The organism is Fibrobacter sp., from assembly GCA_024398965.1.
GTDB lineage: Bacteria > Fibrobacterota > Fibrobacteria > Fibrobacterales > Fibrobacteraceae > Fibrobacter.
Genome location: JAKSIF010000037.1, coordinates 1 through 22,217 on the forward strand (window position 1 = coordinate 1; position 22,217 = coordinate 22,217).

General features: G+C 48.7%; 13 protein-coding genes and 2 tRNA genes. 6 read left to right on the plus strand and 9 right to left on the minus strand.

Annotated features, from left to right (window positions below):
• On the plus strand, positions 1–1,246 hold a 1,246-nt coding region (locus tag MJZ26_11765; GenBank protein ID MCQ2106455.1), incomplete at its 5' end, for a sugar transferase.
• A 96-nt stretch (positions 1,247–1,342) separates the two neighbouring features.
• The gene (locus tag MJZ26_11770; protein ID MCQ2106456.1) at positions 1,343–3,451 is read left to right on the plus strand and encodes a glycosyl hydrolase; all 2,109 of its coding nucleotides are present in this window, start codon (positions 1,343–1,345) and stop codon (positions 3,449–3,451) included.
• Positions 3,452–3,603: 152 nt separating this feature from the next.
• Here MJZ26_11770 and MJZ26_11775 read toward each other — a convergent pair whose 3' ends face one another.
• The 6 genes from MJZ26_11775 to MJZ26_11800 all read right to left on the minus strand — a co-directional run bounded on the left by MJZ26_11775 (position 3,604) and on the right by MJZ26_11800 (position 10,354).
• Complete coding sequence (locus MJZ26_11775) at positions 3,604–4,242, minus strand: hypothetical protein (protein ID MCQ2106457.1); 639 nt, start codon at positions 4,240–4,242, stop codon at positions 3,604–3,606.
• 138 nt (positions 4,243–4,380) lie between these two features.
• Positions 4,381–5,190 carry a glutamate racemase gene (gene murI / locus MJZ26_11780; protein ID MCQ2106458.1) on the minus strand — a complete coding sequence of 270 codons (810 nt, stop codon included), beginning with the start codon at positions 5,188–5,190 and terminating at the stop codon, positions 4,381–4,383.
• On the minus strand, positions 5,187–7,343 hold the full coding sequence (locus MJZ26_11785) for a UvrD-helicase domain-containing protein (GenBank protein ID MCQ2106459.1): 2,157 nt from the start codon (positions 7,341–7,343) through the stop codon (positions 5,187–5,189). The genes murI and MJZ26_11785 overlap by 4 nt, the downstream gene beginning before the upstream one ends.
• 93 nt (positions 7,344–7,436) lie before the next feature.
• A complete protein-coding gene (locus MJZ26_11790) occupies positions 7,437–8,423 on the minus strand; it encodes a flippase-like domain-containing protein (protein ID MCQ2106460.1) in 987 nt (328 codons plus the stop codon).
• Positions 8,413–9,564 carry a glycosyltransferase family 4 protein gene (locus MJZ26_11795; protein MCQ2106461.1) on the minus strand — a complete coding sequence of 384 codons (1,152 nt, stop codon included), beginning with the start codon at positions 9,562–9,564 and terminating at the stop codon, positions 8,413–8,415. Before MJZ26_11795 ends, MJZ26_11790 begins: the two co-directional genes overlap by 11 nt.
• Before the next feature lie 10 nt (positions 9,565–9,574).
• Positions 9,575–10,354: a class I SAM-dependent methyltransferase gene (locus MJZ26_11800; GenBank protein MCQ2106462.1), complete on the minus strand. Its 780-nt coding sequence runs from the start codon at positions 10,352–10,354 to the stop codon at positions 9,575–9,577.
• A 313-nt stretch (positions 10,355–10,667) separates the two neighbouring features.
• Here MJZ26_11800 and MJZ26_11805 point away from each other — a divergent pair, with 313 nt between their 5' ends.
• Entirely contained in the window at positions 10,668–11,480 is an 813-nt protein-coding gene (locus MJZ26_11805) for an RNA polymerase sigma factor RpoD/SigA (protein MCQ2106463.1), read from the plus strand.
• Between the two features lie 90 nt (positions 11,481–11,570).
• Here MJZ26_11805 and MJZ26_11810 read toward each other — a convergent pair whose 3' ends face one another.
• The 3 genes from MJZ26_11810 to MJZ26_11820 form a co-directional block, all read right to left on the minus strand.
• Positions 11,571–15,779, minus strand: coding sequence for a hypothetical protein (locus MJZ26_11810; protein ID MCQ2106464.1), 4,209 nt, complete (start codon positions 15,777–15,779; stop codon positions 11,571–11,573).
• Between the two features lie 32 nt (positions 15,780–15,811).
• Entirely contained in the window at positions 15,812–18,523 is a 2,712-nt protein-coding gene (locus MJZ26_11815) for a hypothetical protein (protein MCQ2106465.1), read from the minus strand.
• A 136-nt stretch (positions 18,524–18,659) separates the two neighbouring features.
• A complete protein-coding gene (locus tag MJZ26_11820; protein MCQ2106466.1) occupies positions 18,660–19,763 on the minus strand; it encodes a coproporphyrinogen III oxidase family protein in 1,104 nt (367 codons plus the stop codon).
• Between the two features lie 323 nt (positions 19,764–20,086).
• Here MJZ26_11820 and MJZ26_11825 point away from each other — a divergent pair, with 323 nt between their 5' ends.
• The 3 genes from MJZ26_11825 to MJZ26_11835 all read left to right on the plus strand — a co-directional run bounded on the left by MJZ26_11825 (position 20,087) and on the right by MJZ26_11835 (position 21,930).
• Positions 20,087–21,190, plus strand: coding sequence for an adenylate/guanylate cyclase domain-containing protein (locus MJZ26_11825; protein ID MCQ2106467.1), 1,104 nt, complete (start codon positions 20,087–20,089; stop codon positions 21,188–21,190).
• Between the two features lie 92 nt (positions 21,191–21,282).
• A tRNA-Gly gene (locus MJZ26_11830) sits at positions 21,283–21,355 on the plus strand.
• A 502-nt stretch (positions 21,356–21,857) separates the two neighbouring features.
• A tRNA-Gly gene (locus MJZ26_11835) sits at positions 21,858–21,930 on the plus strand.
• Positions 21,931–22,217: the final 287 nt, after the last annotated feature.

The window sequence follows — 22,217 nt, forward strand, 5'->3', positions numbered from 1 at the left end:
TTCATTCTTCATTCTTCATTCTTCATTCTTCATTCTTCATTCTTCATTCTTCATTGTTTCTATATTACACACCATGGATCAGCAATCAGTAAATCCGGCAATTGGCTCCATTCTTGACGAACAAAAGCTCAAGAATATCGTCTATCCCGCCCGTCTCTTTAGAGCTCGCCTCAACGAAGAGTTCCTCCGTGCAAACCGCACCTGCAGGCCGTTTCTATATATCAAGATTTACGCACACCAGTACGACTTCTTCGGCTGGGGCAGCCCGAACGCCACAGTGGAACAGACCTGGCGAATCAGTATTCTGACCATGTTCTCCCACCTGCGGTTCGTGGACGTCCTCGGCTTCCTTCCCGATGGAAACGGTCTTGGCATCATCCTGCTGAATTCCGATTTGAGCAAGCTGGAATCCATCCGCAAGGAAATTCTGCACAAACTTAACGACGCAGGCCTCATCCAGTCCCTGCGAATCAAGCCCAGAAAGCCTATTTTCGAAGCCCACCTTTACATGGGATCCCAGGAAAAGACCAACCTGGAAATGCAAGCCAAGCTGGACGACTTCAATAGCGCCAACGGTGCTTTCTTTACCCTTCAGCGTTTGAACCTGGACCACATCTGGCAGCACCCCCACCGTATCCGCTATCGTCACATCGTAAAACGTATTGTGGACGTGGTTTGCACCAGCATGGCCATCATCCTAAGTTCCCCCATACTCTTGTTCTGTGCTGCAGCCGTTAAGCTCAGCGATCCCAAGGGTCCTGTCATCTTCAAGCAGACTCGCGTCGGCAAGAACGGAAAACTGTTTACCATGTACAAGTTCCGCAGCATGTACGTAGACGCCGAAGAACGCAAGAAGGAACTGATGGCCCAGAATGAAACCGGAGGCAAGACCTTCAAGATGAAGAACGACCCGAGAATCTACCCCTTCGGTCGCATTCTTCGCAAATTCAGTCTTGACGAACTGCCTCAGTTCTTCAACATCATCAAGGGAGACATGTCCATCGTCGGCCCCCGTCCTCCCATTCCGTCCGAGGTTGCTGAATACGAGCCCTGGCATCGTATGCGCCTGTCCGTAACACCAGGTCTCACCTGCATATGGCAGGTCAGCGGTCGAAGCAACATCAGCTTCGAAGGCCAAATGCGCCTGGACAACGACTACATCCGTCGAGACGGCAAGCTTGGCGACGACATCAAGCTAATTCTCAAGACCTTCAAGGTCGTGTTCAAGGGCGAAGGCGCTTACTAACAAGCACCGCATCCGAGTCTACAAAGCCAAGAAAGAACCTAGGCCAGGTTCTTTCTTTTTTATCTTTAACCGCGGTGTATGAAAATTAGGAGTTCTATGTTCAAGCGAATTCTTCCCTTGGCTATTGCCGCAGGCACCGCCTACGCAGCCACAGTTTCCGTAGACCCATCCGCAGCAAAGCAAACCGTTGTCGGTTTTGGCGGAGGCAGTGTATACTATCAAGGCTGGATTACAGCTTTGGGTGCAGAAACCCAGGAAGCACTTTACGACACAGCCTTTACCGGATTGAACCTTTCCCTCCTTCGAATCGGCAACTGGCTTCAGGCCGATACCGCAACCGTCAGCAAAGATGACATCACCATCGTTCAGGCAGCCAAGAAACGCCAGGGCAGCAAGCTGAAGATTGAAATGTCCAGTTGGTCTGCACCAGGCAGCCTCAAGCCCAGCGGAAGTGTCAATGGCAAAGATGGTTCCAGCAAGTCCGAAAACAGTCTTAAAAAGGCCAGCGGCGACACCTATGGCGCCTACGCCTACACCGAGTTCGCCAACTGGTGGAAGAAGAGCCTCCAGGCATATTCCGCTGCAGGCATCACTCCCGACTACATTTCCCTGCAGAACGAACCGGATATGGAAGCCGACTACGAAGAAACCCTCTTCGAGCCTACAGAAACATCTGAAATCGCCGGCTACAAGGAAGCCCTCAACGCAGTCCATGCAGCAGTTGGCGGCACAGTCAAGATTCTTGGACCGGAACCTCTGGGTATCGGCTACAACAATTTCCAGAAGTACACCAAGGAATTGGACCAGACCAAGTTGGACGGCTACGCCTACCACCTGTACCACGCAGGCGACGGCAACGATGACGCCTGGGATAACTACCTGAAGCCAGAAAATTTCCGTAAGGCAATGTCCGCTATCGGAACCGAATACGGCACCAGCGGAAAGCCCATTATCATGACCGAATTCTGCAACATGCTGGACAAGACCCGTGAAGAAGACATGGTGGGTCTCGCACATATCATGCAGATTGGATTTACCGATGGTAACCTTGGCGGCTACATCGCATGGGAACTGTTCTGGGGCGAAGGCCGCGGTCAGCTTCTCGGCGTTTGCACTGCAGGCTGGGGTAGCTGCAAGGAAGACCAGATTGTGGTCGGTCCTGAATACCACGCCCTCCGCCACTACTCCAAGTTCGTGAACCCGGGCTGGAAGGTCATCTCCGCCTCCACCACCGAAGCAGACCTGAAGACCGTCGCTTTCCAGAGCGCCACAGGCGACTCCGTTTCCGTCATCGTTATCAATACTGGCAAGACAGCAATCAAGCTCGACAATCCTGCACTTGCCGGCTACGGCATTGCAACCGCGGTCCAGTCCAAGGAAAACGGTTTCAAGAGCAAGAACATCACCGTAGCCAGCTGCACCATGCTGCCGGCCCGTTCCGTCACCACCTTGGTTTACAAGAAGGGCGCAACCACTCCCGCCGTAACCGCCTGTGCTGACGAAACCACAGATCCTAATTACTCTACTCCGGTGGTTACCCCTGCTGCAGACGTCGTAGTAGTCGACTACTCCACCACAACAGACGTTTCCTCCTGGCAGGCAATCAGCGAAGACCTGTCTCCGGTAACTTACGTAGCAGACGCCCTGGATGGCGTTACCGGTTACGCCAGCGTTCCTCTGGCAGGCTGCGAACAGGCCGAATGTGGCTACAAGGCTCAGCTCATGAATATCAGCGACGAAGCCGCAGCTGCACTCAGCTCCTGCTCTGAACTGGTCATTACCATGCGCAGCGCCGAAACCTCCAACGCCTATGTAAACGTCGGTGGTGCCGCCGGCTCCAGCTGGGTAGACTACCAGTACGGCAGTCCTGCCAATGCAGGCAAGTGGAGTGAAACTACCGTCGATCTCGAAAAGGAAGGCCAGAACGGTTCTACAGCTCTCACCTTCAACAGCGATGCCAGCGGCATCTATATCGCAAAGATCGTGGCCACCGGTTGCTCCTCCAGCGCAATCCACAAGGCACCGCTCTTTACCGCCAACGACCGCTTCATGACCGCCAAGGTCTTCGACGTAAACGGCAACCTGCTCTGGACAGGCCTCAAGGGCCAGGCCCTTAACGCCGACGGCAGCCTCCGTCTGGATCTCCATCAGGGCGTGTACCTGCTGAAGACCAAGGCTGGCACCATAAAGGCAATCAAGAAATAAATAAAGGCTGTCTGCCCCCAGCAAGCAATAATTTGCAAGGCTCCGCTTCCTGCGGGGCCTTCTTTTTACCGCGAAAACCAAACGCAAAAAGGACCGCTTTTAAGCGGTCCTTTTTACATGGCCAGCCGCAAGCAATGCGGCCCGTCCGGCAACTAACCTTCGGCCAAGGCGTCCTTGTATTCGTCGACGGTTGCGATGTATTCGTCGATCATGTCTTCCTTGGAATCCAGGTAGGCAAGAATCTGTTCCAGATGTTCCTTCTGGAACACGGCCTTCAGCTGGCGGGAAGCGTGACCACGATAACCCCATTCCTTGAGGATTTCGTCGGTTACAACAAAGGAATCATTCATGGAAACGAAGCGCATGGGGCCATAGACAGCCCAGTTGTGTTCCATCTGCATGCATTCCGGTTCTTCCAGTTCCGGATTTGCCATGTAGCGCTGGATGTGACGGGTACGGACATCCTTGATCTTGTCGATACGCATGTAACCCATGATCAGGTACTTGTTGCGCATTTCGGAATCGCTCAAGCCTTCGTAGCGGGTTCCGAACAAAATATAGCGGCTCTTTGCCTTGAGGATAGCATTCACTGCCTTAACATTGTAGCAGCTCATGAGACCATAGGTGCTGGTTTCGTAGTTGGGTTCATAAAGGAACCCCTTGCCATTTTCGTTCAACTGGTCACGTACAGGCATTTCGGACTGATGGCTAGTTTCCACATAAAGGAGGCTACCGGCGGCGTTGCCACGGTAATCCTGCCAACCATCAAGATTAATCTGAGTCTTCGGCATTTTTTATTATTCCACTCGATTAAGTTAAACTTAGACAACCCCGAACCAAGGTCCGGAGTCGCCCCTAATTAAAGCTATCTTAAGCAGACCGTGATACCCGGTCCGCCCTTTTCTTACACGCAAGATACAATTTACTGATTAAAAAGTCAACGACTCTGCGGAAATATCACGCATTCCAAACAAAAATGCGCCTTTTTCGAAGAATTTCGCAGTATCCGTGGTCAAAAAACTGGTTTTTCCATTTTTTGTAAGGCGGCATTCCATCTCCGGATGGCGGCGCAAATAGTCCACCGTCTTGTCTGCAACGATGTCGCCCTGGAACACCAGGTTTACCCCCTGAGGCAGAGCCCCGCGGATTTCCTTTTCCAGAAGGGGATAGTGGGTACAGGCCAAGAGTACCGTATCAATTTCAGGGTCTTCCGCCATCAAGGAGTCCACTTCCTTCTGAACAAAGAAACGGCTTCCTTCGGTCCCCCGTTCACCGTACTCCACCAGAGGTACCCACATAGGGCAAGCATGTTGCGTCACCTTAAGTTCTGGGTAGAAATGCTCAATTTCAAGCAGGTAGCTTCCCGACGAAACTGTACCCGCCGTAGCAAAGACCCCCACATGGCCGGTCTTGCTGAACTTGCCAATTTCCTCGGCAGTGGGGCGAATAATACCCAACACCCTGCGGTCTGGGAACTCGAAGGGCAAAACATCCTGCTGGATGCTTCTTAGGGCTCGGGCCGATGCCGTATTGCAGGCCAGAATGACCAGAGGGCATCCCCTGGAAAAAAGTTCGCGTACAGCCTGGAGCGTATAGCGGTAGATAGTCTCATAACTACGGGAACCATAGGGAGCCCTAGCGTTGTCACCCAGATACATATAGTCGTATTCCGGGAGGACCCTTTGCAGGTCCTTCAAAATAGTCAAGCCACCGAAGCCCGAATCAAAGACACCGATCATAGCACCTTCACCATCATGTCGCGAACCATGGGAGCCAAATCCTGCTTAGGATCCAGATTGGGATTTTCCTTAAGCATGGCAGAGACATCAATAGGATCTAACAAGGTAACATGAACCTTGCAAGGCTTGGTATCCTTACGAGCTTCCCATACGGCAGCGGTTCCCCTAATGACAACCGGAAGCACGATGCCGTTATTTTCGTAGGCAAACCGGAAGGCGCCACTCTTAAAGGGACCCATCTTTCCATCCTTGCTACGGGTTCCCTCGGGGAAGATGAATACCTTAGGGGCAGTCTTGGATTCAGAAATCACCTTACGTACAGAGGCGGCTGCACCGCCACGGGTACGGTTCACCAGAATGCAGCCAATCTGCTTCATCCAGAAATTCAGGAAGGGCACCTTGCCCAGGGATTCCTTCGCCACAAAGCCGATTGTTCTCTGAATTGCCAGGAACACCACCGGAATATCCGAGAAGGAACTATGGTTACCAACTACAAAGACCGGGCGGGACCAATCAACCTTGCCAAGGACGGCCTGGTTATCAATGGTCAAGTCTACGCGAAGCATCTTCATGCAAAAGGCGGCAAAGAACTGGACACGAACATCAATCCAAGTTGTAAGATCCTTTCCGTGAATCATGCGGGCAAAGGGCGCGCGAATCATCTGGAAGCACATGTAACCCAGCACGATAAACACAACGTAGAATCTGAAGATAATCAAAGGCATATAAAAATCCGAGTAAGGCTTTTCCTTGGGAAGAAAACGGGACCGTTTCAGTTTGCGGAGTCGCCCCTTCCAAAATCTTTTTTTGCAATATAACAAAATAAGAACAGCCTCCGCCCTGGTCACCCCCACGTAATACAGCCTACGTTCCTCCTCCATCTGAAGCTTACGCTGTTTTCTTGATCCAAGACATTCTCCCGGTGTAAGTTTCTCAGACATTCCTGCGTAATAGACCACCGCATACTGCAACCCCTTGGAAGCATGAACGGTCTCCACATGAACGCCATCTTCCACACCCTCCCCCGCCACCGGAATTCCATAATCCTTCAACGCCTCCTCATAATAGAGACGTTGTCGATTGTACCGCACAAGAATCGCAAAATTCTCCCATTTCAGGTCGTAACCTTCCCGAAACTCCTTGATGGAAGACACCACCCTGACCATTTCCTCCACAGGGTTTTCCGAAGTCCAAATTTCAGGACGACGATTTTCCTGATAAACGGGATTACCCTTCGACCCTTTGGGATTACCCGCACGCAGAACTTTTCGCAAGTGAATCGGCTTATTCGTAAAGATTCCATTGGCCAGCTGCAGAACATTGGGCACAGAACGATAGTTCCATTCCAGACGGATCAACGTACTCTGTTTAAAATCTTCGCGGAACCTGTTGATGTTTCCAATGTCCGCCCCTCGAAAACCATAGATGGCCTGGTCATCGTCACCCACAACAAACAGCTGGTTCCTATCCCCAAGAATATTTTTCACCAAACGATACTGGGTAGGATTGATATCCTGGTATTCATCCACAAGGATTTCTTCCCAAAGACCGCGGAAATAATCCCTAGCCACAGGAAACTCTTCCATCAGGCGGATCGCCAAATAAATCAAATCCTCAAAAACAACCTGCCCCGTTCGCAAGACTTCCTTCCGTAAAGGCTCCAGCTTCGCTTGCATCAGGGAACTGTACCCGTAGGCAAAAAGATTTTCCCTGGACAGTCGTCCCGATTTTAATTTCAGTTTCGACAACTTCTGCAAAAATTCCCGGTCAGAGGAGTCCGTCGGTGATGGAATTTTTTCAAAGCCAAGCATTTCATAGGCAGGCACAAGAGCGCCTCCATCGCAGGGAACCTTGCACTTAAGCATATACAAAGCGAGAGAGTGGAAGGTACACAGCCTCACCCCTGCATTAGGGAACAGCGCCTGGACACGTTCCCGCATTTCTGCAGCAGCCTTCGCTGTAAAAGTCAAGGCAAGAATCTTGTCGGGAATAACACCGCACAAAATGCGATACTGAATCCGCTTCGTCAGCACCGATGTTTTTCCGGAGCCGGCGCCTGCCAGAATTAAAAGTTGGGCACCAACGTTATGATCATGTAAGACAGCGGCTCTCTGGTCGGAGTTCAATCCGGCCAAAATGCTTTCGGCATCCATAGATGTTCCTAAGGGAATGGTTCACTACCGCAACGCCGGCGGAAGAAACCTTATCTAGAAACGGACTGGACTTAGGCGGCCCAGCCGACCGCATTAATCTTTTTTCTTGCTATCGCCAAGCAGGAAGACAAAGGCGCCAAACAAGCTAAGAACAAGACTTACAAAATAAGCCAATAGCTGAATGACGACAGATTCCAGGCTTGCAACCCCAGCCTTTGCAAACAGGGACTGGGCCAAAAGTTCGCGAGGGCCAAAGCCACCGATGGATATAGGCAAGGCACTGACAATGGCCACCAACGGGATGTAATAGAAATACCAAGAAATGGAAAGATCGACACCAACCGCAATACCGCAAAAACAATGAACTAAAATTCGAAGGCCCTGGGTAAAGGCAGAAAGAATACTGATAAACACCCAGAGCTTAACGGAACGGAACTGCTGAAAGCGCTGGAACATATGGATCAGTCGACCATTCACTTTCTCGGGGAATACCTTTGCCAAAACCTTACAAAGAAGGTTGCCAAGACGACGACTGAACAGGGAGGCAAACAGTCCGCAGAAACCCAGGAAGATCCAGAAGGACGGCCACATGAAAGCGCGCTGCGCCTCATCATGCATAAAGAACAGTAAGCCCATAGCCAGGGCAAACAGCGTAATAAAGAACAAACCAAAAAGACGGTCAAAGAACGTGGCTGTAAGGCCCGCTCCCACAGAATCCTGCCCACCCTGCATTCGGATGTCGTAGACCTTCTTTGCATCACCGCCCACATTGCCAGGCATGAAGTTGTTAAAGAATAGGCCTACGTAATACAGCTTTAGCAAGCGACTGTAGGACAAGTGAACGTTCTGTTTTTCTAGAAGCAACTTCCACTGAAGACAGGCCGTAAAGTTGGAGGCACCAAGGCAAACCAAGGCCAACAGCAACGGAAGCAGGCTCTTGCTGTCAAACAGGTGGTAAAGGTCATCTACACTCCAGTCCGGAGCCATCACAATATTACGATACACAAAGTAGGCGGGAACAAGAGTCACCACCAACTTGAGGCAAAACACCAGGAACGATTTCAGAGAATCATTCCTCATCTACGTTTTCCTCGACCTGATGTTCAATCAGGGAATCCTGAAGCATGTTGAGGGTCAGTTCCGCAGCAGTCTCCCAACGGAATTCATCGGCATAAGCCTTCGCCGCAGAAGCAAGACGAGTACGCAAGTCATCGTTACAATAAATGCGGTCCATCTCGGAAGCGCAGGCGCTGGCATCACCCGCCTGGAACAGTAGGCCAGTTTCACCATTACGAACGCTATCCCTAAGTCCCGGAACATCGGACGCAATCGTAGTCGTACCAAGTTTGGCGGCCTCAACCACAGTCAAGCCCCAGCCTTCCTTGTAGCTGGTCTGAAGCAAGGCAACCGCGCCAGCCAGAAGTTCGCGCTTTCGTTCGGCACTGACAAAGCCCAACAGTTCAACCTGGTTAGAAAGCCCCCGCTGTTTCAGCCAAGCAGGAATCTTCTTCAGCAAAGGGCCATCTCCAGCCACCATAAGTTTTACATCGGGATGGCTCTTGGCGAATTCCTCAAAGGCTTCCAGCGCGGTCCAGACACCTTTGTACTTATGGACTCTGGAAAGCCACAGGAAGTAAGGCAGCCCGGAATACATTTCCAACGGACTTCCATCTGCAGACAAATCAACCCTGCAGTCGTCAGAACCATTGTAGATAACAGCAATGCGGTCTTCCTCAATGCCAAGCTCAGACAGTTCACGCTTGGTACTGGGGCTTACCACAATGAAATTTTCTTTGCGATACACCCAGGGAATAATCCGTTCAAAGAACCACACCACGGCAGCCACCGGGAAGGACGCCTCATGGAAAATGGAGGTTCTCCACAGATGATGCATCTGCACGATGACCGGCTTCTTGATCAAGTAAGGCGTAAAGAGCGGCAGCTTGTTCAAGTCCTCAAGGACCACGTCGAAGTTGAATTCCTTGTCCAGCTTTCGAATATTCATGGCAACGGTCAACTGGAAAAGAAGGTCTCCACCCTTGCGGACAACCTGGATTCCATCAACCATTTCTCGTTCCTTGCACCCGGCAAAGGCCGTGGTCAGTAGAACAACCTGATGGCCAGCGGCGGCTATCAAGGAGAATATTCTATGCAAATGTTTCTCGGCACCACCGGCAGCGGGGTGCAATCGATCGCGGTAATTTACAACAAGTATGTTCAATTCTTACGACTTAGGGCTTTCGACCCAAGACTCCAATGCAAAGCTGAGTGTAATGCATAATAGGACGTGTCGCCAAAGAATCCAGGAAGGATTCCTTCAGCTTGTGGTAGACAGTCCCCTGGAGCGGATACTTGGGAAGTTCGATTCCAACCTTGAAGCCCACTTCGCGAAGCATTCGGTAGTAAAGGTTGGGACGCATCCAGTCGCCGTATGTATAAACGGTTTCAAAGCCAGCGGTGGTCATAAGCTTTTTAAGCTGAGGCATGGTAAACTGTGTTTCCCAGCCAGCAAACCACTTGTCCATTGCAATCAGGATATGCTTGATTACCGTGTAGGGATGAACCGTCTGAGGAACATCGCAAAGGCAGTGGCCACCGTGTTTTAAAATTCTGTAGTTTTCCTGAATCAAGGGAAGGGGATCCTTAAAATGTTCCGCCAGGCCCTGATGGAAAACAAGGTCAAAGGTTTCGTCGGGGAAAGGCGCCTTAAAGGCATCACCACGGACAAGGTGCAGATTTTCCTGAATGTTTTCCTTTTCGCGAAGGGAGTTCACAATCTTCAGGCTGTTTTCGGCAAAGTCCAGAACATAGACTTCGGCACCAAGGCGTGCAAGTTCCGCACTGTCTCGGCCAGTGCCCGCACCAACTTCAAGAACCTTCAATCCCTTCAAGTCAAAATTTTTCTTGATTGCTTCCAGCACAGACGGAGACGAGGGATACACCTTGTCCATATCGTTCTTGCGCTTCCAAAACTTATTCCAAACGGACTGATCGGGCTCTTTAATCGACATAACGGCGAAAATATATCAAAAACGAAAGGCACTCATGATCTCAGCACTCATTTTGTCAACAATTGTTGCGTCTGCACGAAGTATTGACATCAAAAAAGTCACAAAAGCTATACAAAACAAGTCAAATTTCAATAAAAATGACAAATATGTTTAAAATTATAGACAATTTACTATTTTTATGACAAAATTTCACAAAAAGGACACGATTTTTAAGCAAGAAAAGCAAAAACTCGCCACAGTGCGTTAAAATTTTACACTATTGGCACGCAACTTGCTTTAAAAAAAGCGATATTATAGGAGTAAGGTTTTTAAAATGCATATTGATTCTACAGACACCACTCTTAAAAGATACCTAGAAGATATTCGCCGTACCGCTCCTCTTTCTCGTGAAGAAGAACAGATCCTCTTCCAGAAGGCAAAGGAAGGCGATAAAATCGCTCGCAAGAAACTTATCTCCGCTAACATGCGTTTCGTATTGAAGGTTGCCATTCAATATCGTGGCTGCCCCATTCCTCTGCCGGACCTAGTCAGCGAAGGCGCTATGGGCCTTGTCCGCGCAATCGAATCCTTCGAACACACCCGTGGTCTTAAGTTCATCTCTTATGGTGTATGGTGGATCAAGGCTTACATCACCCGCGCAATCAACGAACAGGGCAACCTCATTCGTCTTCCGGCAAACCAGCACCTCCGCGTGCGTAAGGCTTTGCACGAACAGTCCCGCGGTAAGGAAATCAACGAAGAAATCCGTGAACTTATCCAGATTGGCCAGCGCGGCGTTTCCTTCGACAGCCCCCTTAAGGCAGACTCCAAGGCTACCTACGCCGAAGTCCTCCCCGATAGCGGCGCATCCAACCCCGAAGCCGAATCTGAAATCCAGAGCGTCGAGGCTCTCGCCCGCGACCTCATGGAACAGCTGCCGGAACGCGAAGCAAAGGTCATTACAGGCATCTTCGGCATCAACCAGGAAGCTCCTCAGACCCTTCGTGAAGTGGGCGAATCCATGAACATCTCCCACGAACGTGTTCGTCAGCTGCGCGACCAGGCCCTCCGCCGTATTCGCAAGTACAACAGCAAGGAATTCCTCCAGGAAAAGAAGGACGCATTCTTGGCTGCCATCAACAAATAATGACATAAGCCCGCAGCACTCTGCGGGTTTTCTTTTTACGCAAAAAGGTTCCGCATCGCGGAACCTTTCTTGCATTTTCATAAACCGTTTTTATTTCTTCTTGGACTTTTTGCGGCGAACGCCCCACTTATCCTTTATTTCTTCTTCGATCTTACGGTTTTCGTAACGAACGATCATTTTGAACTGCACGTTATATACACCAGTGCCAACGAAACGGCCCTTATGGTCCTTGAAGTTCCAGTTCACAAAGACCTTCTGATCTGTTTCCAGGCAATTCCCACCAAACTTGGGGCTGTTACAAGGTACCGTGATAATGGTATCGTTCACATACTGGCCCAGATGATCAAAGTAGTTCACGATGAAGGAAATAAACACTTCCTCCGGTTTCAAGGAATCCAGGACCGACGGGTCATAGGAACCATCTGCAGCGACCTGGGCATGATCGATAAGTTGTGGCACGAATCGTTCACCCAGCTGAACCAACTGACCAAGGGCTCCTTCCTTTTCCATATCTTCCTTTGTTGTTGTCCCAGGAACATAGCGGATATTAACAGAGCTTACCGTCTGCAGAGTGTAGGTCTTGTTGCTATCCTGGTCCACAATTCTATCGCTATTGGCGTCAAACTCGCCCATGTTGGTGGATTCCACCAGGTGATTCAGCAAACCACCAATAATAACAGACTGGGGATTTTCGCCTGCAATGTTTCCATAGTTGTCGCGGATCTCATCCTTGGCGCCACGCTTCACAACCAGGGAATCGCCAGGCAGGATTGTCGCCACGTCACCATCTATAATAAGCTTGGCAGAATATCCATCTGCTGACCAGTCAATCCTCTTGGGATCAAGATCGAAGATTTCCTTGCCATGAATATAAGAGAAGTAATCATCACCCTTAAGATTCTTGGTCATCACAGGTTCGGAGAAGAAGATCGTCAATGTATCCGCCTTCTTACCGTAACTAAGAGTAGCCCTAGAGACCACAGGAGACATTCTGTCGACCAAGGGCGCAGTTTCTTCACTTACAAAGGTTTCTCCGAAAATCTTATAGTAAGTGTATACATTGGCCTGAGGCAGATCTTCACTGATGCTGGTCACGCCTTCAGCCAATCTTGTTGGAGAAACAACGTTCCAAATAACCCTGGTAGAATCCTTGGGGTCAATAGTCAAGTCAGCAGGTTGAGCCTGAAGCTGGATAAGCATTCCGCGGAAGCTATACCAAGGATAGGTCATATGCAGCGTTCCCTCGATATCTTTCGCTGTCAGCTTAGAATCAAATACCGACACAATCTGGTCAAGGGTTCCATCGCCATCAGTATCCCAATATTCCACGTTAACCACAGAGGGGAACCTGTCTACCACAGTAACAGCAACTTCACGTTCATATTCGTCGGAAGTAATCAGAGGAAGACTTTCGAAGACTACACCCGGATAGAGAGACACACTATCTTTCATGTTTCCCTTAAGGCCAAACTTCTTGCCCGTTAGGATAATGATATCCCTGGTCGGCATATAAACTCGTTTAATCTGGTCCAATTCAAAGCCATAGCGTTCTGCTTCCTGCTTAAGCATGACCAGCATTTCAGGAGAGCCTACATCGGCAGGAATCAAGTCAATATTAAACTGAATGAACAAGGAATCGAGTCCATCGCTATTTCGAATTGCGTAGGCATTCTTGATAACATTGCTGCCCACTTCTACAAGGGGAGATTCTCGATAGTATACGGCTCCGCTACCACTCTTGTCACCGTAGGCAATTATAGCCTTTGCTCCATCAGGCAATTCCCCTACGTTGGGAAGGTTCAAATTTGAGGCATCGACAAGAATGCGATCGCTGGAAGAATTCATCTTTGGCTTCTTGCAGTCTAGAGTATCCTTGCCTATCACAAGCTTTACACCTTCCAGGTAATAAGACGGAGAAAGAGGATCCTTCAAAAGGATTTCCACATAGTCAAGTTGTCCATCTCCGCTGGCATCCTTGATATACCCCACACGAGAATCCGGAATGGGGTCGTAGAAGTTGATGTTATCGATAATGGCCATCTGTCCATCACCGTAAACCCTAATGGAGCCACCTTCTACCACCTGATCTGCAGTCACATAGATGACGACACTGCCGTCAGAGCCGATTGTCAAGATTTGATTTTTCGATCCATCACCGGGATTCACCACATCTACGCGACCATCCGTTTTCAAGGTAAGGGAATCCGCATTACCAAAGAGTTCCTTAACCTTATCCTTATCAAGAACAATGGCCACAACTTGGCCCACCTTGGCAGAATCCAAACCGGAATTGTAACGCAGATCCAACTCAATACCGGAAGGATCATCCGTTAGCAAATAGCTGTTTCCATCAATAATCACAATATTGGGATTCTTTGGATCCGGATCAACAGGGGTCAGGACAACAACCTTATTAACCAGGGAGTCTCCTTTTTCAAAGTCGTCGGCCGAGGGATAATCATCCAGGCCATCCCCATTCTCAAAGTCCTCATCCGTAGCGCCAAAATACACATTGGAAGAGCTAGACTGGTCGTCAATGTCAATACCGGAGCCATTGTTCTTGCTGGAGGAAGAAGAGTGAGAACCATGGTTTCCGTCACTGCTGGAAGAACCATTTTCATTACTACTAGAACTTACATCACCACCAGCAGAGGAGCTGGATTTTTCGTTGTCACCACCGGAGCTGCCCGGAGTTTCGCTGCTGCTAGAAGTTTTGTCTCCAGAACTGGAACTTTCACTTCCGCCTTCAGAAGAACTGGACTTCTCCCCTTCGTCATTGGAACTGCTTGAATTACCAGATTCACTGCTACTGGATCCATTCTCGCCAGAACTGGAGCTTTCATTTTTGCCCGCGGATGAACTGGAGGAAACCTTTTCACTACTGCTGGAAACAACATTTTCACTACTAGAAGAAAGCTTAACTGAACTAGAGGACTTTACGCTACTTGAAGAGGATTCAGAACTGCTGGACCAAACCACAAGAGAAGAGCTGCTCATGGAACTACTGGACAGTTCTTCGTCAGAACCCGTGTTTGCGAAGTCACGAACAAAGCCAACGCCGGAAAGCGGGGCTAAGTCATCCAGGTAATTATCCACCCACTGAACATGAATCAGCACGTTATCGTTGATACGCTTTCTTGGATTGGACGCATAGTCAACGAAAATCATATGGCCCGTATTACTAGCCACAAAAAGATGACCATAGCCGTCGGTGGTACCTTGGTCAAGTCGCCAACCCACACCGGGAGTTCTCGGGCCTGACATATTGGCTTCTGATTCAACAAAGAAGTATTCGCGCAGATCGATAGTCGCTACAACCCTTGCCTTAATCGAACCATTTTCGCGATAAGGCTCAATCTGCACAATCTTGGATCCACCAAATACGAAAATCGTCTGGGAGAACTTATCATAGGCGCCACCATGAGCTCCTTCCAAGGAGTCGATAAGGATTCTTGTCTTGAACGCCGTGATAACGGAATCACCTACGGTTCCGCCAACGGTTCCCACATTTTCCTTAGTCACCTTTGTCCATGTAGTATCAATGAACATACCGAAGTACGAGCCGGCAAGTCGGCTCTTGACGCTTGATTCAGAACAAAGTTTTCCTGTAGTGGTATTCGCCTCGCAGCCGCCGCCATAGTAGTCGGAATAGGTAAAGAATGCAGTCCCTTCTCCATCCCAAATGATTGTCGCCAAATCCTTGTCTTTACGGCGACTGGCAGATTCCGCATTCAAGGTGACATGGTAGCCCTTGTCAGCAAAACTTTCAGTATTAGCAGCCTCCGTGGAAAAACGGTACAGAGGTCCAGGAATACCTGCCCCCCACAGCCATTTCTGCGTAGGATCCATCATCAAATGCCAGAAGCCGCTGGTACTTGTTGCAGGGGTCGCCGTTTTTACAAGGCACTTGCCGCCCTGTTCCTTAGCGTTCTTACTCACCTTATAAACACTAGTTCCCTGACCAGCCACGAGCAGGTCTCCATCAGGATGATGAACAATACCGTCGGCACCTCTCACCCCGTCACTCATGGTGCACAGGGTTTTCTTATCCGTGGGTTTCATCTGAAGAACGCCAGCACCATTGTACTGGTAGCTAATGCTCTTGACACGGTCTTCTTTCTCGTACTTGGTATAGTACAAGGTTGCCTTTGTAGAATTCTGAGGAACAATATCGCCTATTCGAAGAATCCAAATACCCGTCGCTGGATTTTCCAGAGGGTTTACAACAGTCTGTGCCACGACAGGAATTCCTGCCATCGCCATCAGAAGCATCTTCACAATGTTTTTTACGTTCATCATTTTGGCATCCTCCGAAATAGTCTCTAGAATTTCTACTGCTTTACAGCAGAAATACCCCATCTAAAGACCCTTTCAATCTTAAAGTCTTCTCTAGCGCCGTAAACCTTGACGTTAAATTTAGCGAGATACACTCCAACACCAACCTTACGTCCATTATCAGCGCGCATGTTCCAGCGAATATAAAGCTTGTCTGGATTTTCCAGGCAGTTTCCGCCAAAGAAGGTATCATCGCAGGCAATCTTTCCTGAAGCACTTCCCACATAGGCACCCAAGTTAGTGTAAATATGCAGTTCCCACGACAAGCCGATTTCATCTAAATCAGGTTTAAAGCCTCCAATGGAATCAGACTTCATGATGGTTGCAAAGCTCACATCCATCAAGACACCAAGAGAAGACTGATTTTCCTTATCTAGCTTATCCTTCACATGGTCAATCGTAAACGGCTTCACTCTTCCGCTCAATTCTTCAGCACGGTTCAAGTCTGCGAAGGAAGTGGTCTTCATGATAACACGGGGATCCCCCTCCACCATGACAGACGGAGATAGTTCCGAGACCTTGTTTCCGTTGACATCGACAATGCCAGATACAAAGTTACCGAATTTTACGGAGTCCGCAGGATTCATTCGCTCGGACAGATCTTCACCAGCCTCCAGGTAGAAGGTTACAACACGACCATTATTGCTCCATTCTGCGGACCCAAGATTGTACGTCACCCAAGAACCATCTACATAGAACAAAAGACAATCATCCGTTAACGTGAAATCACTATAATCAACAGCCTCGGTAAATGTCACGCTGAACCTGTCCGGCTCCATTTCCTGGAAGGATTCCGGATTCAAGAAGGTTCCCGCAATGAGTGGCGGCATATAGTCATTCATTTCGCAGGTTGTCTCTTCAAAGGATTCCTTGCCATCAATCACGATCCTGTTTCGTACTACGGCATAGCCATACTCTTCCCTACCGTTGTAGGAGCGAGTAGAGTCGATGGACGTCAGCATTTCCATCACCCCCATTTTTTCCGGGTCAAGCCCATAGCCAAGAATCTTGCCATCACCAGAAAGATTGAAATCCTCTGCATCTGGAGTAAAGGAAAGAACCTTTCCCTCCGTGTCCAGCCAATAGAAGGTGATTTCCACATTCTTCAAATCTGCAGACGAAATCGGCATATCGAAACCGATGGACACGCTATCCATACGGCCATCGCCATCCCTATCATAGAAGCCGTTGTTTTCGTTATCTGCGTAGATTCGCCCTGCATTCTTGACAACGACTTCCTGATTATTTTTTGCCGTAGGAATGCCATCTTCCGCAGTAAGAATTCCATCTGGGCATTCCTCCTTTTCGCATATCGTCTGAATTTTCACCTTATCACCAATGGCAACCACGCCCGATGCCACAACAAAGTGCCAAACACTACCATTCTTATCGACGGACTCCACATAGATGGACTTGCCGTTAAGCATCAAGCCCTCACCCTCTTCCCAAGACTCGTCCACCCTCTTGTTGAAACGAACCACCAAGGTGTCGCTGCCAGAGTTCCCCTTAATCAAGGTAGCTTCCTGAATAACAGCTCCAATACGGTCGTCAAGTTTCGTTCTAAGGGTATCGCATCGATTTCCAACAGTTGTGCAAAGATAAGCCTTTACAGCACCACTGGCATCATCTCCCTGAACCAGGACATCGACATCGGGAAGACCGTAACCGCCCTTGGTCTTCTTTTCTTCACCGGAAAATTCCTTAAACCTGCCCTCGGTAGGCCAGCTGTAATAAAAATTCTTGACCGTGGAGGAATCCATATTGCCACTGAACCACGTTGCAATACTGTCACCGACACCATCGCCATCGGTATCAAAGATGGAGGCACTGTCCAGGGACGGCATGTCTGGATTGACAAACTGCAGATTTCCTGGGAACGGATCTTTCACAATATAGTCCGGATCGTCCTTGGGGCGAGCCTTGTCAGGAAAGCCATTCAAGGCAAAGGTCGATCCATCCGTTACAGCCTTATTTGCAATTACCAAAAAGGAAGCCACACCGTTTTTAATATCGAGACGCACCGAGCCATCACTTTGCTTAAGGGATTCGCCGGCAAGGCTTAAGAACTGAAGATTACGACTATCATCTTCCGCAGAGAAGTAAAAGGTTTTCTCGAGAGCAGAGTCCAATTGGCCACTTAAAGGCCCCATGGTTATCAAGGCGCGAACATCCACATGGAGAGTATCGCCCACTTCCAGCTTAAGCTTGGATTCCTTTGTGACCACTTCCCCATCGACAATATACTGCAAGGCCGGCGCATAGAAATTGTATACACGAATGATGTTGGGCGCAGCAGTTTCACTTGCGACAGTTCCTATGGGAATATTGGCGTAAGGATACTTGCCACTGACTCCAAATACTACCACACCAGTCTCTCCAGAATTGACTTTCATCATGTGAGAGACTTCTTCCCTAGCGCCATCAACCTGCATAAAGGTAACTAGGGAATCGTTGTCTGCAAGGGGCGCATAGACATAGAAGTCCGTGTTTGGCAGGGCGTTTTCGGGATATGGTTCTTCCCCATCGCGAACAACAAAAAGGCCTACGCCCTTGGTATACTCAATACGAAAATAAAGGCATCGGGAATCCGGTTCATCGCCCTTGTAATTGATGCAGTCGACTTCCAAATTTTCAGCAGCAAAAGAACCTGTTGCAACTAGCAGCAACAGCATCAATGCGCCCCAAATATGCTTTATGGAAGAAAACATAACACACCTCAATCACAACGCCCCAAACACCAGGAAACACAATTCCCATGTTACCTTAAAGATATGTTTTTTTTCCAAATAATCAAAATGAAATATAGTCGGAAAATCGAATTCTCAAGCTATGCGGCCCTATACATTATTCCATCTTGGAATACTGATTCATTAGATCGGTGGCGATATCATCCATGAACAGCCAACCTCGATTTACAAGTTTTAGCACAGTCGTCCGGCCACCTTGTTTCTCGAGGTTTTCACAGGCAAGGAAACCCCTGTCAATCCACTTGCCATAGGCGCTTTCCGAGAAGCAAAATCCTCGTTTTTCAAGGCAGCCCAGGTCAAGCCCGGAACTCTGCCTAAGGGAAAGCCAGACCCACTCCTCCATAACAGCATCCTCATCCAGCTCATCCACGGAAAGGCCTTCCGCAGGACAGCCTCCAACTACATATTCTCGCCAGCGGGGGTACATTTCTGGGGCATAGAACCGGGTATTTCCAACAAAGCTATGCGCTCCGGGGCCAAAGCCCATGTATTCACCTCGATTCCAGTAATTTTTATTGTGGACGCTTTCAAAACCCGGTCTGGCAAAATTAGACACCTCGTAGCGTTTAAATCCTTTTCTATCAAGAAGTTCCACACCTCCCATATACATAGGTTCATAACAATCCTCATCTAGGGAAAGTTCCCCCTGCTCTATGCGGTGCCCCAAGCGGGTACGAGGCGAAACTGTCAAGCCGTAGAAGCTGATGTGATTCAGCGATAAATCTGACAAACGATCCACATCATCAAGAAAGCCCTGCACACTTTGCCTAGGCAAATTGAACATCAAATCACCAGATACCTGAATTCCCTTCGTGGATGTCAATTTTTCCAGCGCCGACAAACCCATCTGAACAGAATGGGAACGTCCTACCAGTTTCAGTAAATTCGGATCAAAGGTCTGTAAACCGAGACTTATTCGATTCACACCTAGTTGCTTCGCATTTTCAATGGATTCGTCGCTGGTGGATTCGGGATTGAACTCCATAGATACTTCCCTCATCCGGGAAATGTCAACACCTACAGACGACAAGCATCCAAAAATTTGCTGAAGACATTCGAAAGGTAGAATGGATGGGGTTCCTCCACCAAGATAAAGAGTTTCCGCACTGCCTAAAAGCCCTGGTCGGGTCCTTTCAAACTGGACTATTTCAGCACACAACAAGTCCGTGTACTCTTGAAACAGCTTGGTAAACGCTGGCATTACGCGAAAATCGCAATAATCGCAAACCTTTTTACAAAACGGAATATGCAGGTAAATACAAAACAATTTTTTACAACAACCGGATGATTTTTTTTGTTCTCTTTTGTTAAAATTTAAATTATATAGAGGGTATGGAGAACCAGCAGAAAAAGAAATGGCTAAGAAAATTAAAGAGGCGCCTCCCGCTTCTTGTGTTTTTGACGTTGTCAACGATCATATTTTTCTTCGCTTCTACAATCTTGCTGGATGATTCCTACAAGGACATCATCATTATCGCGATGTTCTGGGCTCTACCTCTATTCATCCATTAGAAGGTAGCTATTATGGCAATGACTCGCTTGACACAACGCAAATTCAAGGCAATTTGCTTTTACATACTAAGTTGGGTGTTCATCGTTCTAGGTGCAACAGCCCTCGTCATGTATGGCACCGAGAACGGCATTGATTGGATCAAGTTCATATTCATGCTGCAGTTCGCCTTATTTACCGGACTTACGCACGGCATCTACGATGTGGTGATCCTTCAAGACGAAATGGACCACAGGCCCGTGGCCACAGCCCTTGTAATCCGTTCATGCTTTTTCCTTTCAACCATCAGCGTTAATTTAACCCTATGCACCTTGATATGGGGAATTCGCGAGCACGAAGGAATCATCAACGAAGTTGCCATGCAAGCTGTGGCCGACATGTTCAGAGATCCTAGCCAACAGATTCTCATTTTCAACTTGTTCCTGCTCGGGCACCTGATTACCTTTATACGTTCCGTACACAAGAAATTCGGTTCCAAGGTTTTTATCAATACGGTTCTTGGCAAGTACCAGGATCCTATCGAAGAAGACCTCGCCTTCATGTTCATTGACCTAAAGTCCTCCACCACCATTTGCGAAGAACTGGGCAACATGAAGTACAGCAACTTCATGAAAGACTACTACAAGCTTTTGTCCAACTGTTGCGAAGAAAACCATGGTGAAATTTACCAGATTGCTGGCGACGGCGCTTTCCTTACATGGAAAACAAAATCCTGCCGTCACAAAGCAAGACCCCTAAACTGTTTTTACGATTTCAAGGAGTGCCTGTTGCGCACACAAAAAAAATTTATGCGTCGCTACGGCATCATACCCGACTTCAAGGCAGCAGCCCACTGTGGCAAAGTGATTTCCACTGAAGTCGGGAACTTTGGAAGCGAAATGGCCTATCATGGAGATGTATTAAACACAACCTCCAGAATCCAGACACTATGCAGCAAGCTGGGACAGGACTTATTGATTTCCGAAGATATGCTAAAGAACCTGCCACAAACTCTGCCGCACGGGTTCTCCAGTTCCTTGGCAGGAACCTTCGAGCTACGCGGAAAGAAAAATTCTATCCCGGTATACGCCCTGCAAATTCCAGAAATACCGGAAAGCCCTAAAAAGAAACATTTTTAAGAGAAAAAAGTTGATTTTACAAAAAAAATCAACTTTTTTCTTATTCATACCTTTACAGTCGCCCTAAAATTATCTATATATGGGTCACCCTCGCGGGAATAGCTCAGTTGGTAGAGCACGACCTTGCCAAGGTCGGGGTCGAGGGTCCGAGTCCCTTTTCCCGCTCTAAAAAAGAAAAACCACTCTTTATGAGTGGTTTTCTTTTTTTACCGTCGAAGTAGGACCGGGTCCGAGACCCCGAGGGGTCGAGGGTGCGGCATTATTTGACTCGTGGGCGAAGCCCGTGGAGGCAAATAATGAGCTTACGGCGAAGCCGTGAGCCCGGAGGGCGAAGGAGAGGCCTCGCACTGCGAGGAGACCACGACTGAGCATTCCCTTTTCCCGCTCTAAAAAAAATCAAGGCTCGCAACGCGCCTTTTTATTCTGAGAACAGGTTCTGGCACGAGCTCCAAGGGATCGAGCAAGCAGCCTTGCGTAGCAAGGAGACTGCGAACGAACATTCCCTTTTAATGCCTTACAGCGTCCGCAGCTTCGCTTGATCATAGATAATCGCAAGCGATTTTCTGCGACTCTCGTTTCGCATATCATTTCCGCTCTAAAAAAATCAATTTTTTTGTCAGCATCCCTTTACAACTCTCAAAAAATTATCTATATATGGGTCACCCTCGCGGGAATAGCTCAGTTGGTAGAGCACGACCTTGCCAAGGTCGGGGTCGAGGGTCCGAGTCCCTTTTCCCGCTCTAAAAAAGAAAAACCACTCTTTATGAGTGGTTTTCTTTTTTTACCGTCGAAGTAGGACCGGGTCCGAGACCCCGAGGGGTCGAGGGTGCGGCATTATTTGACTCGTGGGCGAAGCCCGTGGAGGCAAATAATGAGCTTACGGCGAAGCCGTGAGCCCGGAGGGCGAAGGAGTGGCCTCGCAAAGCGAGGAGACCACGACCGAGCATTCCCTTTTAACGCTATAAAAAGAAAGGCTATGTTCTACTAATGTGTAGGACTGCCATTTTATGTTGAATTTGCTGAAAAA

Excerpts from the sequence above, each read along its gene's own strand:
- MJZ26_11770 (MCQ2106456.1), top strand. The coding sequence starts at position 1,343 with ATGTTCAAGCGAATTCTTCCCTTGGCTATTGCCGCAGGCACCGCCTAC.
- MJZ26_11775 (MCQ2106457.1), bottom strand. The coding sequence starts at position 4,242 with ATGCCGAAGACTCAGATTAATCTTGATGGTTGGCAGGATTACCGTGGC.
- murI (MCQ2106458.1), bottom strand. The coding sequence starts at position 5,190 with ATGATCGGTGTCTTTGATTCGGGCTTCGGTGGCTTGACTATTTTGAAG.
- MJZ26_11785 (MCQ2106459.1), bottom strand. The coding sequence starts at position 7,343 with ATGGATGCCGAAAGCATTTTGGCCGGATTGAACTCCGACCAGAGAGCC.
- MJZ26_11790 (MCQ2106460.1), bottom strand. The coding sequence starts at position 8,423 with ATGAGGAATGATTCTCTGAAATCGTTCCTGGTGTTTTGCCTCAAGTTG.
- MJZ26_11800 (MCQ2106462.1), bottom strand. The coding sequence starts at position 10,354 with ATGTCGATTAAAGAGCCCGATCAGTCCGTTTGGAATAAGTTTTGGAAG.
- MJZ26_11805 (MCQ2106463.1), top strand. The coding sequence starts at position 10,668 with ATGCATATTGATTCTACAGACACCACTCTTAAAAGATACCTAGAAGAT.
- MJZ26_11810 (MCQ2106464.1), bottom strand. The coding sequence starts at position 15,779 with ATGATGAACGTAAAAAACATTGTGAAGATGCTTCTGATGGCGATGGCA.
- MJZ26_11815 (MCQ2106465.1), bottom strand. The coding sequence starts at position 18,523 with ATGTTTTCTTCCATAAAGCATATTTGGGGCGCATTGATGCTGTTGCTG.
- MJZ26_11820 (MCQ2106466.1), bottom strand. The coding sequence starts at position 19,763 with ATGCCAGCGTTTACCAAGCTGTTTCAAGAGTACACGGACTTGTTGTGT.
- MJZ26_11825 (MCQ2106467.1), top strand. The coding sequence starts at position 20,087 with ATGGCAATGACTCGCTTGACACAACGCAAATTCAAGGCAATTTGCTTT.